Consider the following 14369-nt stretch of genomic DNA (forward strand, 5'->3'; position numbering starts at 1 on the left):
CTGGTGCGTTAAGTATTTTGGGAGTGGCGCAGGGAGTCACGCGAAGCGTGACCTCAATATACGGGTGGTTTTCTTTTGGTTACTTTTCTTGACCACGCAAGAAAAGTAACTCGCTGAGGAGCGAAAAAGGATATAAAAGGGATATAAATTTATTGGACCTTGTATGACTAAGGCATTTTATTTGTTTGAACGTATAAACTATACAGATTATAGAAGGCCGGGAAGTCTGTAACTATAGCGATAAATTAAAGCGAGGCTTTATGAAAACAAACATAAAAAAGAATATTGGATCATTATTGTTGGCTTTTTCATGTGCCTTTGCTGGCACCGTTGCGCAGGCAAATGCCGAGTTGGATAAAGCTCCGACTGAGGTAAAAGCATTTGCCACTTATATGCATAAAAAACACGGTTTTACCGAAGATTATGTGCAAATGATTCTGGACAGGGTCGAGGTTCGTCAAAGTATTTTAGAGGCTATCAGTCGCCCTGCTGAAAGCAAAGATTGGCATGAGTACCGCCCGATCTTTATCGAACAAAAGCGTATTAAGCAAGGCGTTGAGTTTTGGCTTGAGCATGAAGACACCTTGAAACGGGCAGAAGAAAAGTATCAGGTTCCTGCTGAAATTATTGCGGCTATTATTGGTGTAGAAACTCGCTATGGTCGTGTCATGGGTAGTTTCCCAGTGATTGATGCAATTGCTACTCTGGCTTTCCATTATCCAAAGCGTGGTGCTTTCTTTGCTGGTGAGCTGGAAGAGTATTTCGTATTGGCACGAGAGCAGGGTTGGGATTTAGCAAAACCGAAAGGTTCCTATGCCGGTGCTATGGGTATGGGCCAGTTTATTCCAACATCTTATCGTCATTACGCAGTGGACTTTGATGGTGATGGTAATATCAACCTGTTTGATAGTATTGATGATGCGGTGGGTAGCGTGGCCAACTATTTTCATGTGCATGGGTGGCGCATGGGTGAGCCGGTAGCAGAATATTTGCCAACGCCCGATGCTAATTTAGTTGAACAATTCCGCAATGATAAACTCAAGCCACAGTTCACCATTGGTGAGATGAAGCAGGCTGGTCTCGAATATCAAGGACCTCTTAAAGACAGCGATATTGCTGGCATTTACGCCTTTAAACAAGCAAGCAAAGACGATTATTGGCTAGGCTTTAACAACTTTTATGTTATCACCCGCTATAATCGTAGTCCCTTGTATGCCATGGCTGTTCATCAATTGAGCTTAGAAATTAAAGATGCAGTGGAACATGCCAAGCAAAACCTGGTCAAAGCAAAGTAGCCAGTTAAATGATTAACATTGAGAATATTAAGTGATAGATAAATTAACCTCAAAAACTATAGTTGTTTCAAGCAAAGTCATGGTGGCAGGTTTGGGCTGGTTGTTGGTGACAGCCTGTACGACAACGCCACCTGCTGAAGAATATGAGTATGAGTACGGTAGCCCAGCTGACCGATTGCGCCCTGATTATGCGCCTGATGGAAGTGTCGGGCCGTTAACCGATGGGCCTATCGCCGAGCCGACACCTAAAGTTGAGCCCAAAAGCGGCCTAGGCAACCCACCTTATTATGAAGTGGATGGTGTGGTTTATCATGTGAAAGACTCTGGTGATGGCTATAAAGACGTCGGTGTTGCCAGTTGGTATGGTCAGAAATTCCATGGTCGCCGTACTTCTTCAGGGGAAGTGTATGATATGTACCAATTCACTGCGGCTCATAAAACATTACCTTTACCCAGTTACGCCCGGGTAACGAATCTGGATAATGGCCAGTCTGTGATTGTTAAGATTAATGACCGTGGACCATTTAAAAAGAATCGTATTATTGATTTATCCTATGCCGCATCGAAAAAGCTTGGCTACCAAGCGCAGGGCACAGCACGCGTTGAAGTTGAGGTATTGGCTTCGCCACGTAATGCGGGGCAAGTAAGTTCAGCTCAATTAGCACAGGCTGGTGAGTTGGAGTTACCGCCTATGGATGAGCAGAAAGATAATGCTCAGTTATATGTGCAGGTGGGAGCTTTCGCCGATCCATTAAGAGCGGACACTTTAGCTTCCCGTTTACGCGATCATTTTGGACAGCCTATTTCAATTAGTGGTGTGGATGTGAATGGTCAGACTCTGCAACGAGTTCGGATTGGACCTTTGCGCGATGCGCGAACTGCTGAAAATATTTTACGTCAATTAAATGAGTACAACTTTGGTACTCCAAAAGTTGTTACTGAATAACCTCAATTTTGGGATTGTTATGTCGATGTCTTTTCAAGAAAAAACACTAAAAATATTACTTTCTGTTGGATTCCTTTTGGCCCTTGTCGCTAATGCTGCAAGTGCTGCGATACAACCCGGCAAGCCGAATGTTGATGCCCGTTCTTATCTGTTAATGGATTATGATACTGGGCAAATCATTATGGAGAATAATGCTGATCAGAAGTTGCCTCCGGCCAGTTTGACTAAAATGATGACCAGTTACATCATTGGCGATGAGTTACACAAAGGTAATTTAAGCTTAGATGATAAAGTATTGGTCAGTGAAAATGCCTGGGCGCAAAACCCTAAATTAAAGGGCGGCTCTTTGATGTTTATCGAAGTTAATAAGTACGTTCGAGTTGAAGACCTCTATCGTGGCATTATTATTCAGTCCGGAAACGACGCCAGTATCGCGATGGCGGAGCATATTGCCGGCACAGAAGAGGCTTTTGCTGATTTGATGAATCAATATGCTGCAAAACTGGGCATGAAAGATACGCACTTTGAGAACAGCACTGGCTGGCCTGCGGAAGGGCATGTAACTACTGCTCGTGACCTTGCTATTTTGGCGCGAGCACTTATACGTGACTTCCCTGAAGACTATAAGATTTATGCTGAACGTGAATTTACTTACAACGGAATTAAGCAGCAGAATCGAAATGAGCTATTAAATGATCCAACGCTTAACGTCGATGGTCTGAAGACTGGCCATACGGAAGAAGCAGGTTATTGTCTGGTGTCCTCTGCTGAAAAGGAAGATATGCGTTTAATTTCGGTGGTTATGGGCACTGATAGCGAAGCTGAAAGAGCCGCAGAAAGTCGTAAATTACTCAATTTCGGTTTCCGTTTTTACACGAATATCAAGCCATTTAAGGCAGGACAAGCGTTACGTACCGCAAGAGTTTGGAAAGGTTCCGAGGAAGAAGTTAAGGTTGGACTAGCACAAGATGCGGCTCTAACTTTGCTGAAAAGTCAAAAGGACCAAATTCAGGCCAATTACACCATTCAGTCACAACTGATGGCTCCTATTCGTCGTGGCCAGGTGGTCGGCGAGGTGTTCTTCAAAGTTGGCGAGAAAGAGATAAAACGTATGCCGCTGGTGGCTTTAGAGAATGTAGAAGAGGCGGGTTTCTTCGGTCGTATGTGGGATTCAATGAAGCTTTGGTTCCACTAAGAGTATGGTTTCATTAAGATCATGGTTTCATTTATGATCAAGTTATAAGGATAGGTAAAGGGAGAAGTATGTGTCCATCGCTTATTTAAACGGACAATTTTTACCCATTGAAGAAGCAAAAGTCCCGGCACTTGACCGGGGCTTTTTGTTTGGTGATGGGATTTATGAAGTGATACCGGTATATGCAGGTAAACTGTTCCGCTTTAAGCAACATATTGCACGGCTGGAAAACAGTTTGCGTGGTATCAGCTTAGCACTGGAGCAGAGCTTGCAGTACTGGGCCGATATTTGCCATCAGCTGATCGAACGCAATCAATTGGATAATGCTACGATTTACTTACAGATCACGCGTGGCGCTTATCTAGAACGTAATCATGATTTCCCGCCCAATCCAACACCGACTATTTTTGCCATGATTACGCCACTGCCAGAGATTCAGCCGCAACCAAGTGAGCAAGATTTGCAAGGCATATCAGCTATCACTGCCGAAGATATCCGCTGGCAACGTTGTGACATCAAAGCGATTACCTTATTAGCCAACTGTTTGTTGAAACAGCAAGCCCTTGAATGTGGCGCGAACGACACCATATTAGTTCGAAATGGTGTCGCTTTGGAGGCAACCTCAAGTAATCTTTTCATGGTGCGCGATGGTGTTATTATTACTCCGCCGCTAAGTGAGCACTTACTTTCTGGGGTTACTCGGGATTTCGTTTTATGGTTAGCGGAACAGCACGGTATCTTGTCGGAGCAGCGTTCCGTTCCGGAGCACGAGTTGCTACAAGCGGATGAAATCTGGCTGACTAGCTCCACCAAAGAAATCCGCCCAGTTACCCGTTTGAATGATGTTATCATTGGCGATGGCACTGCAGGCCCTGTCTGGCGACAAATGTACGGCCATTATCAGCAGCTCAAAGCGCAGCTGTATAGTGGTGAAATTGACAGTAATAGTGAAGGTGAAATAGCGTTATGACGCAAAATTATGATCGTGATGAACTCTGGCAATTTCCTTGTGAGATTTGTTTTAAAGTCATGGCAGTAAACCGTGACGGCATTGATATGGAAGTTGCAGAAGTGGTCAATCGACATGCGCCTAATGATTATTCTCCGGCCAGCAAACTGAGCCGTGATGGCAATTATGTTTCCTTGTCATTCATGGTTGTGGTTGAAAACAAAGAGCAAGTAGATGCCATGTATCGCGAAGTCTTCACCGTTGAAGGCGTGAAAATGACCCTATAAGGCAGCCCCTGGACAATGAGCGACCCATCTACAGTAATCATCCGCGAACTGGGGCATGAAACCTATGTTCCAGTGTGGAAACGGATGCAAGAGTTTACCGACAATAGAGACGACACAATCACCGATGAAATTTGGCTGGTTGAGCATGACCCCGTTTTTACTCAAGGTCAGGCTGGAAAAGCCGAACATTTGCTATTTCCGGGGGAAATTCCGGTGGTGCAGGTTGACCGCGGCGGACAAGTTACTTACCATGGCCCCGGCCAGCAAGTTGCTTATTTTATGATCGATTTGCGTCGCAAAAATATGGGCCCAAGAGACCTGGTTTCAGGCATCGAAAATGCCATCGTTGACATGCTAGCGATGTATGGCATTGAGGCTTATCCGCGCTCTGATGCGCCGGGAGTCTATAGCGATGACCAGAAAATCTGCTCATTGGGTTTACGAATCCGAAAAGGTAAGTCGTTTCATGGACTTGCTTTAAATGTGAATATGGACCTGGAGCCATTCTCACGTATCAATCCATGTGGTTATCAGGGCATGCAAATGACCCAGATAGTCGAGAAGGGTGGTCCGGACAATCTGGAGCGCATTAAACCTGATCTCATCGATCAATTATGCGATAAATTGGGCTATACTAAGCGCCTGGAAATGACCGGATTACCTGAGCCAATCAGCGAATCCATTGAGTAGATAGTGAATGTCAAATTCTGAATCGGTAAAAAACGAGTCGAATCAAACAGTTAGCGGTGGCGTAACCGGCAAGGTTGCGGGCAAGGCAAAGAAAGTCATTGCCGGCCAAAAAATGCGTGCCGAAGATAAAATGGCGCGAATTCCGGTAAAAATCATGCCAACCGAAGAGATGCCGCGCAAGCCGGATTGGATTCGTGTGCGTCTGCCGAACGGTAATCAAATTACCAAAATCAAAGACATGCTGCGCAACAATAAGCTTCACACCGTTTGTGAAGAAGCATCCTGTCCAAACCTGCCCGAATGTTTCGGTCATGGCACTGCAACCTTCATGATTATGGGCGACATCTGTACTCGTCGTTGTCCATTCTGCGATGTGGCGCATGGTCGTCCATTGCCGCTTGATCCAGAAGAGCCGCAACACCTGGCCGATTCTGTCAAATCGATGGGCTTGAAATATGTGGTGATCACGTCAGTGGATCGTGATGATCTGCGTGATGGTGGCTCAGCCCATATCACAGACTGTGTACGGGTCGCTAAAGAACAAAATCCCGGTCTTAAGGTGGAAGTGCTGGTTCCAGACTTCAGAGGCCGTATGGAAGTTGCGCTCGACCTGATGGCGGATGGCCTGCCTGATGTCTTTAACCACAACCTGGAAACGGTGCCGCGTCTCTATAAGCAAGCGCGTCCCGGTGCGGATTATCAGTGGTCACTGGACTTACTCAAGAATTTCAAAGAACGTTACCCCGGAATCCCCACCAAATCAGGTCTAATGATTGGGCTTGGCGAAACCAACGAAGAAATTATCGAAGTGATGAAAGATCTTCGAGCCCATGGTGTTGAAATGTTAACGCTCGGGCAATATCTGCAACCCAGTAAATACCACCATCCAGTGATGCGTTTCATGCCACCAAAAGAGTTCGATGAGCTCGGCCGAATCGCAGAAGAGTTGGGTTTCACCAATGTGGCCAGTGGGCCGATGGTGAGGTCTTCATATCACGCGGATATGCAGGCAGCAGGCGAGAAAGTCTCTTAAAAGTTGTCTTTTTGCCTGATAACTTTGTTGCTTTCGTACTCGGAGCAGTCGCGTATTACTTATACGCTCAGCCCACATCGTACGAAAGCGCCTCGTTCTCAGAGCAAAAATCCTAACTTTAAGCAGTGCTATAGAGTGTATGAGAGTTAAATTTTCTCAAAGCAAAAATCCTAACTTTAAGTAGTGGGAAATAAAGTGAAAATATCGGGGGTTTGGTTTTAAGCCAAAATCCTATTTCCTGAGTTAGCTGCTAGCGCTTCATGTACAAAGAGCATAAGGCCTAACGGAAAGCAGTGAAATATAACAGTGAATTATTGAAGATGAGTAATTGAAAGTTTGAAGCCGTTTTAGTTTGGTTTCGTAAATGTACCTAGTAATGTAAGAGAGATGATTATGCAAATTGAAGAAAACAAAGTCGTATTGATTGAATACACCGTAAAAACAGAAGAAGGTGTATTAGTCGATACATCAGAAGGGAATGAGCCATTAGCTTACTTGCATGGTCATCGCAATATTATTCCTGGTCTTGAAAACGCATTGGCTGGTAAAAAAGTTGATGATGAGCTGTCAGTGAATGTTCAGCCTGATGAGGCTTATGGTCAGCGTCATGATGACTTAATTAAGGAAGTGCCTGCAGAAGCCTTTCAGGGCGTAGAAAAAGTTGAGCCTGGCATGCAGTTCCATGCTGAATCACCAAACGGACCACAACTTATCACGGTCACTAAAGTCGAAGGTGAGACAGTTACTGTGGATGGTAATCATCCTCTAGCAGGCGTTCCTTTGAATTTTGATGTGAAAGTTATCGAAGTACGCGATGCCAGCGAAGAAGAGTTGTCGCATGGTCATGTACATGGACCTGGTGGTCACGAGCACTAATACATTTAAAGGCCTTCATACGAAGGCCTTTTTTATATCTGAAACAGATATGAGTTTGTGACGACCTTGTTGTTGCTTTTCTAAAAAGAACGATTTACATTACGACTAGTTATCAAGTCTGAGTGGACAATATGAGTGCTCTAGAACAACCAATATTAGTCAGCCACAAATTGTGCCCGTTCGTGCAGCGTTCGGTCATTACGTTGCTGCATAAAAAAATTGATTTCACCATTGAATATATTTCTCTGGAGCGAAAGCCTGACTGGTTTGTAGAAATATCGCCACTAGGCAAAGTGCCATTGTTGCGTGTAAATGATACTGTGTTATTTGAGTCTTCAGTTATCAATGAATATCTGGATGAAACTCACGGCAAGCCAATGCTACCAACGGATCCGTTGGAAAAGGCGGAGCATCGCTCGTGGATCGAGTTCAGTAGTAGTATTAATAACATTCAATTTCAATTGACGCAGGCGCGACGCGAAGAAACCTTTACCAAAATCGAAGAAGATTTGAACAAGAAACTGGCACACCTTGAAAAGCGTATCGGCAATCAGGGATTTTTTAATGGCAAAGAGTTCAGTTTGGTTGATAGTTCATTTGCTCCCTTTTTAATGCGTTCGAAAATGCTAGCAGATAATACAGGTGTTGATACCGTTAGTGATTATAAGAAAATACAAAAGTGGCGTGAAAACTTATTGTCCTTGCCGGAAGTTAAGAAGTCTGTGGTTAAGGATTTTGAGGACTTGTATATGGAGTCCATATACGAGCGAGGCGGATATTTAGCGGACCAGTAACTGTGAACTGGCTATCCAGAGACTTAGTACATACCTTTGGTAATTAATTTCGCCCCTCGGCGAGTTACTTTTACGGAATACATCCTTGTATTCCGCTTAAGCCAGCGTCGTTTCACTCCGCTGTTCAAATTTGTTCCGGACAAATTTGTCTTGTAATAAGTAACCACAAAATCGTTGGGAACGATTTTGAATAGCGAAGCTAGCCCGAAGGGTGAAGTACAGGATGTACTTCATAAAAGAAGACCACCCGCATATTGAGGTCACGCTTTGCGTGACTACCCGCGCCACTCCCAAAATACTTAACGCAGGGTCTGCCCCCTTGGGTACCAGAATTTACATCACATCTCCCGCAAGGGGATTTCCTTTGGTCACCTTTGCTGAAAATTCTTATCAAAATCATCTCCCTAAAGGGATTTCCTTCGGTCACAGATTTTGATTGCTATATTTTGTACATGGCTTAGCTCAATATAAATGGGTTTTGGTTAGTTTCATTTGACCGACTTAATTTAATTTCGGCAATATGCCTCTAAAGACGGCAGTTGGGTCGTTTACCTGATGACTGTGCTTGTTGGTAAATTTTCATGGCTCTATCCATTTTGGCGTTTAAGTCACGAATACGGCTGTCAGTGCCGGGGTGAGTCGATAAGAACTCTGGCATTGAATTTCCACCTGCTTTTTGCATATTTTTCCATAATTCAACGCTCTGGCGTGGGTCAAATCCAGCCCGAGCCATAAGCTCTAAACCAAGTTCGTCGGCTTCCGATTCATGTTTACGATTGAAGGGCAGTAATACGCCAACCTGGGCGCCGACACCGAGTAGTCCAAGCAGTTGTTGTTTCTCTGAAGTCATTTCGCCCGCGGCCACCGTGGCTAGTTGCATACCGGTTTGGGTTACAAAGGTTTGGGATACTCGCTGGTTTCCGTGTCTGCCCCAAACATGCCCCATTTCATGACCGATTACAGACGCTAATTGATGCTGGTTTTGGGCAACGGTAAGCATACCGGTATGAACACCAATTTTGCCACCAGGCAGCGCAAAAGCATTTGGTGAGTCATCGGCAAACACTTTGACTTCCCATTGTGTGCTACGCATAGCAGGTGCTATGGCGTTCAACTCGGGGATTAAGGCATTGACCACACAGTTGACGTAACTCGCGTTTCTGGCGCTGGTATCAAGTTTTTGACTCTGCTGCATACTGGCGAAGGTTGAAGAGCCCATTTCAGCCATTTGGGACTCAGAAAACAGAGTGAATTGACTTTGACCTGTCGGTGAGGTGGCGCACGCCATGAGAAGCAACGTCAAACTGGCCGATAGTAGAGACCTCATACAAACTCCTTTTAAATACAAATAGTTAGCAATATTCTAGTATAAAGCAATATGTAAAGTATTGTACAAATATGCTGTACTTAACAAAACGAATAAAATTGTATGAATTTTGAGCAGCTGTTCTTGTCTGATTTTACCAGTTGTAGTATTTTTTTAAGAGCGCTAACGCAATATATGGAGTATTTTGATGAATGCGCATCATAAATTAAAGTTAGACAAGAAATTCATCTTAACGGTGACCGGTTCCGATCATCCTGAAATAATTACAACTATTACCGAGATTCTTCATCGTTTCAAAGGCTCCATGGAAGTTTCCCGTTTCAATCGTGTGAAAGATCACTTCAGTGGTTTGTTTGCTGTTTCAATTAACAGCATGTACTTCAATCCATTCATAGCTTGTCTGGAGAGTTTAGAGTCCACCAAATTGAGGTTCCAATTCAACAGCACCGAAGATAGTCAATCCTCTTATCCTTTTGACCCCGAAAATATTAGCTTTAACATCAGCATCTGGGGTGTCAAAAATCAGGCAACCAGCATTGAGTTATTGCGAATACTTTCGCGTAATCACCTACGAGTTGATTCTATCGAAACAAATACAATGGCAAACCGGCAGGGTTATACTCTGGATTTGAATGTTTCGACGGATCATGTGATCGATGTAGAATTAGTCGAACGTGAATTACTGGCTTTGGCGGAGAGGGAAGGTTTTTCGCTGAGCATGCTGGATGAGGAAGAGAGCATTAAAGAAGCCATTTAATGAGATTTTCAAATAATCAAAAATAGCGCCAATTGGCGCTATTTTTTTGTCTGAGTAAGTGCGTGATTACTCTTCAGTTTCTTGACCATCAATAATAAAGCCAATACGACGCTGAGGTTCTTCTTCGGTGACCTTTTGGACATAGCAAAGTAACTCCACATTATTTTGGTGGGTGAGCACCATGCAGGGATTGCCGCCCGCGGTTCCTTCAATGCGAATACCGTGAAATGACTCTTGTGCCAGGCGCGTTACATGGATTTGTAAGCCTCCGTTAAGCATGGCAACTATAGTTGGTTCAGCATCTTTAGGCATGTGTTTACGCCATAAATGTATTGTTTTAGCTAAGCTTTTAATCAGTTCGCCAGCGGAACGGTAGTCATTAACATCCTGGTGCGATAGACCCATTTCGTTAGCATCAAGACAGGGCGGTTTTACATCGGGGTGAACATTATGGAAAATTTCTACGTCACTGGGCTGGCGCTGCTGGATAATCGTTTGGTAAGGGCTGCTCATAATCAAAGGTATTAATGTAAAGTATTAGTGAAGATAAACGACCAGACCATAACAAGCAAGTCTCACAAGAATAACCCGATAGAAGATTTGTTATCGACTTTTACACAAACATTCGTCATTATTAGCGCCGATGGAAGCGATTGTTAAAGACATTCTTGATTGGATTTCCAATCACCCTCATATGGCTGGCGCAGCGGTGTTTCTAATTGCGTTTTTAGAATCATTGGCTATTGTCGGCCTGGCTGTGCCTGGTTGGTTATTGCTGGTGGGTGTTGGTAGTTTAATTGGTGGTGGCACCTTGAATTTCTGGCTGGTGGCATTCTGTAGTTTTTTGGGAGCAGCCAGCGGTCAGATGGTCTCTTACTGGTTTGGTTACCACTTCCAGGACAAGGTGCATCACTGGGGCTGGATTCAACGCCATCAGAAGATGTTGCACAGGGCGGAAGATTTTTTCCAGCGACATGGCTTTGCTGGGGTGCTGGTGGGTCAGTTTATTGGGCCAATACGAGCAGTTATTGCCTTAATCGCAGGTGTGCTTGATATGCCGCCCAAGAAGTTCATCACCGCAATCATTATCGCAACCCTGATTTGGGCTCCGGTGTACTTGATGCCGGGAGTGGTGCTGGGGGCAGCGTTAACCTTCGAGAAAACTCAGGTATGGGTGTTGGTTGGTAGCCTTACTATTATGGCCATTTGTTTGTGGCTGTTGGGGCGCTTTATTATTGACCATCACCATGCAAAAAAGCACCACACCACACTACCCCTCAAGAGACACATCAATAGCCTGCTAGCCTTGGGCGTGTTCTCATCGATTATAGTCTTTTTAGTAATTTCGAGTTACGGAAGCCTAATGTTACTTTTAGGTTACAAAATCTGGCATTTAATTATCTAATTTATGCGACATGATTGAAGAGATAATCACACACTATTGGCAAGAGTTTTTATTAATGGCATCGGCTCATGCATTAGCTGTTGCGAGTCCGGGGCCGGACTTTGCAATTGTGATGCGGCAGAGTCTGGTTTTTGGTCGCCGATTCGCCATCTTGGCCAGTATCGGAATTGGGCTGGCTATCTTGGTGCATGTGACTTATGCAGTACTAGGCATTGGTTTATTGATCCGCGATACCCTGTGGCTATTTACGACCATAAAAGTCGCAGGTGCGGTTTATTTGTTGTACATAGGGTGGCAAGCGATTGGTGTTCAGAAAGCGGAAGCGAAAGATTTTAATCCGATCAGCAAAGACACCATGACGAGTTTCAAGGCTTTTCGCCAGGGCTTTATAACCAACGTCTTAAACCCTAAAGCGACGCTCTTCTTTTTATCGTTATTTACTACCATCGTCAGTGCAGACACGCCAATGAGTATACAGGCCATTTATGGGATCTGGATGTCTGTTATTACGGGAGCCTGGTTTGTCTTTTTGTCGCTAATGCTGACGCAACAGAAAGTACGCCAGTTTTTTGCATCCTTCGGGCATTGGATTGATCGGGTGTTAGGCGCGTTTTTAATTGTTCTGGCGATACTGTTACTTTTTTCGACAGTCAATTAGGCACTGGTTTTAGGTAACTGAAAAACGACACATAAACCGGAGTCGGGCTGGTTGTAAGCCTTAATGCTCCCCCCATTTGCTTCGATGCCTCTTTTGGCAATGGCCAAGCCAAGGCCAGCACCACCAGAAGTTCTCTCACGCGCGTCAGTGGGGCGATAGAAAGCCTCAAAGATTTTCTCCAGGTGCTCTTCATTGACGCCATGTCCTGAGTCGCAAATCCTGACCTCAATCCCAAGTTCGGTTTCTGCGGTTGTGACCGTCACACAGGTGTCATCAGGCGTGTGACGAATAGCATTACGCAGGACATTCTCAATGGCCCGTGCAAGTAAGCTGTAATAGCCAGTAAACTTGATTTCTTGGTCGCTGTGGTAGTCGACGGTTTTATTGTGGGCCTCTGCTTCAAAGCGGGCATCTTCAACAATAACTTCCAGCAAGTCATTAAGCATAAAGCTGGCGCGGTCTTCGTTGATGTGCCCCCGTTCAAGGGCAGCCATTTGCAATAACTCACCAATCATCTCATCAAGCCTTTCTACTTCGAGCTCAATGCGGTCGATATGTCCTTTAGACTCTGGGCTGGCTGTCTTTTGTGCCAAACTGGCGGCGATTTGCATTCGGGTCAAAGGAGAGCGTAGTTCATGTGAGACATCGCTCATTAAGCGTTTTTGTGACTGAATGACACGCTCAATGCGTTCTGCCATCAAATCAAAATCTTCAGCCAGATCTGCGAACTCATCCTGGCGTTTGCCAAGGTGGGGTTGTGCGCGTGCGGTCAGATCGCCGCGTGCAAATGCCTGGGTAGTTTTTTGTAGTTGATTGATGGGGCGCGTTAAGTACCAGGTTAAAGCAAAGCAAACCAGCGCGCTAATGCCTAAAGCAATCAATAAATGCCATATGGAAACTGAATGGTAAAGATAAGTTACCACGGCAGTAAATTGATGGGGGTTTTGTTGCTTTATGAATAGCAGGTAGTAATTGCCACGATTAAAAACAACTTCAGGGCCAATATAGGCAATATTATCAATAATAACCGTCGCTGGAGTATTACGGTTGCGATAGAAAGAGCTGAGGTGGTAAAGGACATCGGGGACTTCTTTGCCGGCGATGTCTTCTCCATTTTTATCAATAATAAAAGTATTGTCGAGGTTGTCGTTAACTTTGTTGAGAATGAGCAGACTGCCAGCCTGATATTCATCGATAACCTTGCGAAGCTGAATCGTTATGGCGGTCTGTCTAAGTTGCTTGGCTTCTTCATCCGACGCAGGAACCAGCTTGTTGTCTTGGCCTGTTAAACTGTATAAAAAAACAATGCTGGTTACGGTGATTAAAGTCGCTAACCAGAACCAGAGGAAAATTTTCCAGAACAGGCTGGGACGAACTAAGTTACGAATCCAGGGCAACATATTGATAGCCAACACCGCGTACGGTTTTGATGCGTTCTTCACCTTTGGAGTCAGGACCTAATTTTCGTCTTAGATTACTAATATGCATATCAATACTGCGGTCATATGCTTCCAGAGTACGGCCAAGACAACTTTCTGACAGGTCATCGCGACTGACCAGAGTGCCTGCGTTATTCATTAGTAAATATAAAATATCGAATTCGGTTGCGGTTAATTTAACCACTTCATTATTCAACAACACTTCACGTGAGGCTGGGTTGATATAAACATCGCCAAGATGGACTGACTGTAGTTTCTTTTGTTTGGAGCTGTAGACATTCTCTGTACGACGCAGGATAGTACGGATGCGGGCAGTCAATTCTCTGGGGTTGCAGGGCTTAGCGATGTAGTCGTCGGCACCGAGTTCGAGGCCTACAATGCGATCGATTTCATCGCCACGAGCAGTCAGCATCAGAATAGGCACTTGCGATTCTTTGCGTACCGTTTTCAAGACATCAAAGCCATTTAAATTCGGCAACATAACGTCTAGCACCATCAGATCAAAACTATGGTCAAGAATCATTTTGGCAGCAGTTGCCCCGTCATGGGCTAGTGCCACGTCAAAGCTTTCTTGAGTGAGATACTCCTGAAGCAATTGACATAGTTCAATATCATCATCAGCAAGTAGTAGTTTTGGCATAGTATTGATAACCGTATGGTACGAAAGGCAAGTTTAGCATGGACCAACAGTTAAAGTGTAAAGATTGGTCAGCAAGTT

16 protein-coding genes are annotated in these 14369 nt (G+C 44.6%); 12 read left to right on the forward strand and 4 right to left on the reverse strand.

Annotation, left to right across the window (positions count from 1 at the left end; all coding sequences use genetic code 11):
* The first annotated feature begins 260 nt into the window (after positions 1-260).
* From mltB to ACYTXU_RS00235, 9 genes are all read left to right on the forward strand, one after another.
* Complete coding sequence (mltB, locus tag ACYTXU_RS00195; RefSeq protein ID WP_462207484.1) at positions 261-1295, forward strand: lytic murein transglycosylase B; 1035 nt, start codon at positions 261-263, stop codon at positions 1293-1295.
* Between the two features lie 31 nt (positions 1296-1326).
* A complete protein-coding gene (locus ACYTXU_RS00200; RefSeq protein ID WP_462207485.1) occupies positions 1327-2241 on the forward strand; it encodes a septal ring lytic transglycosylase RlpA family protein in 915 nt (304 codons plus the stop codon).
* Between the two features lie 25 nt (positions 2242-2266).
* A complete protein-coding gene (locus ACYTXU_RS00205; RefSeq protein ID WP_462207487.1) occupies positions 2267-3436 on the forward strand; it encodes a D-alanyl-D-alanine carboxypeptidase family protein in 1170 nt (389 codons plus the stop codon).
* A gap of 70 nt (positions 3437-3506) precedes the next feature.
* Positions 3507-4406, forward strand: coding sequence for a D-amino acid aminotransferase (locus tag ACYTXU_RS00210; protein WP_462207489.1), 900 nt, complete (start codon positions 3507-3509; stop codon positions 4404-4406).
* A complete protein-coding gene (locus ACYTXU_RS00215) occupies positions 4403-4672 on the forward strand; it encodes a YbeD family protein (RefSeq protein ID WP_462207490.1) in 270 nt (89 codons plus the stop codon). Before ACYTXU_RS00210 ends, ACYTXU_RS00215 begins: the two co-directional genes overlap by 4 nt.
* 15 nt (positions 4673-4687) lie before the next feature.
* Positions 4688-5362 (forward strand): lipoyl(octanoyl) transferase LipB, encoded by a 675-nt coding sequence (gene lipB / locus ACYTXU_RS00220; protein WP_462207492.1) that lies wholly within the window; start codon positions 4688-4690, stop codon positions 5360-5362.
* A gap of 112 nt (positions 5363-5474) precedes the next feature.
* Positions 5475-6395 (forward strand): lipoyl synthase, encoded by a 921-nt coding sequence (gene lipA, locus ACYTXU_RS00225; RefSeq protein ID WP_049756770.1) that lies wholly within the window; start codon positions 5475-5477, stop codon positions 6393-6395.
* 393 nt (positions 6396-6788) lie between these two features.
* Positions 6789-7271, forward strand: coding sequence for an FKBP-type peptidyl-prolyl cis-trans isomerase (locus ACYTXU_RS00230; protein WP_462207494.1), 483 nt, complete (start codon positions 6789-6791; stop codon positions 7269-7271).
* Between the two features lie 131 nt (positions 7272-7402).
* Complete coding sequence (locus ACYTXU_RS00235) at positions 7403-8065, forward strand: glutathione S-transferase family protein (RefSeq protein WP_462207496.1); 663 nt, start codon at positions 7403-7405, stop codon at positions 8063-8065.
* A gap of 526 nt (positions 8066-8591) precedes the next feature.
* Here ACYTXU_RS00235 and ACYTXU_RS00240 read toward each other — a convergent pair.
* A complete protein-coding gene (locus ACYTXU_RS00240; protein ID WP_462207498.1) occupies positions 8592-9392 on the reverse strand; it encodes a M48 family metallopeptidase in 801 nt (266 codons plus the stop codon).
* Positions 9393-9579: 187 nt separating this feature from the next.
* Between ACYTXU_RS00240 and ACYTXU_RS00245 the strand changes: the two genes are divergently transcribed.
* The gene (locus tag ACYTXU_RS00245; RefSeq protein ID WP_462207499.1) at positions 9580-10149 is read left to right on the forward strand and encodes an ACT domain-containing protein; all 570 of its coding nucleotides are present in this window, start codon (positions 9580-9582) and stop codon (positions 10147-10149) included.
* Positions 10150-10215: 66 nt separating this feature from the next.
* On the opposite strand, the gene ACYTXU_RS00250 is transcribed toward ACYTXU_RS00245, so the two are convergent.
* Positions 10216-10662, reverse strand: coding sequence for a hypothetical protein (locus ACYTXU_RS00250; RefSeq protein WP_462207500.1), 447 nt, complete (start codon positions 10660-10662; stop codon positions 10216-10218).
* A 130-nt stretch (positions 10663-10792) separates the two neighbouring features.
* Between ACYTXU_RS00250 and ACYTXU_RS00255 the strand changes: the two genes are divergently transcribed.
* Entirely contained in the window at positions 10793-11554 is a 762-nt protein-coding gene (locus ACYTXU_RS00255; protein WP_462207501.1) for a DedA family protein, read from the forward strand.
* 10 nt (positions 11555-11564) lie between these two features.
* Positions 11565-12212: a LysE family translocator gene (locus ACYTXU_RS00260; protein WP_462207502.1), complete on the forward strand. Its 648-nt coding sequence runs from the start codon at positions 11565-11567 to the stop codon at positions 12210-12212.
* Here the strand turns inward: ACYTXU_RS00260 and ACYTXU_RS00265 are convergent.
* Together ACYTXU_RS00265 and ACYTXU_RS00270 are read right to left on the reverse strand one after the other, a co-directional pair.
* On the reverse strand, positions 12209-13654 hold the full coding sequence (locus ACYTXU_RS00265; RefSeq protein WP_462207503.1) for an ATP-binding protein: 1446 nt from the start codon (positions 13652-13654) through the stop codon (positions 12209-12211). The two genes, ACYTXU_RS00260 and ACYTXU_RS00265, sit on opposite strands and share 4 nt — an antisense overlap.
* Complete coding sequence (locus ACYTXU_RS00270; RefSeq protein WP_462207504.1) at positions 13593-14291, reverse strand: response regulator; 699 nt, start codon at positions 14289-14291, stop codon at positions 13593-13595. The genes ACYTXU_RS00265 and ACYTXU_RS00270 overlap by 62 nt, the downstream gene beginning before the upstream one ends.
* Between the last annotated feature and the right edge of the window lie 78 nt (positions 14292-14369).

Source organism: Kangiella sp. M94 (genome assembly GCF_054926195.1).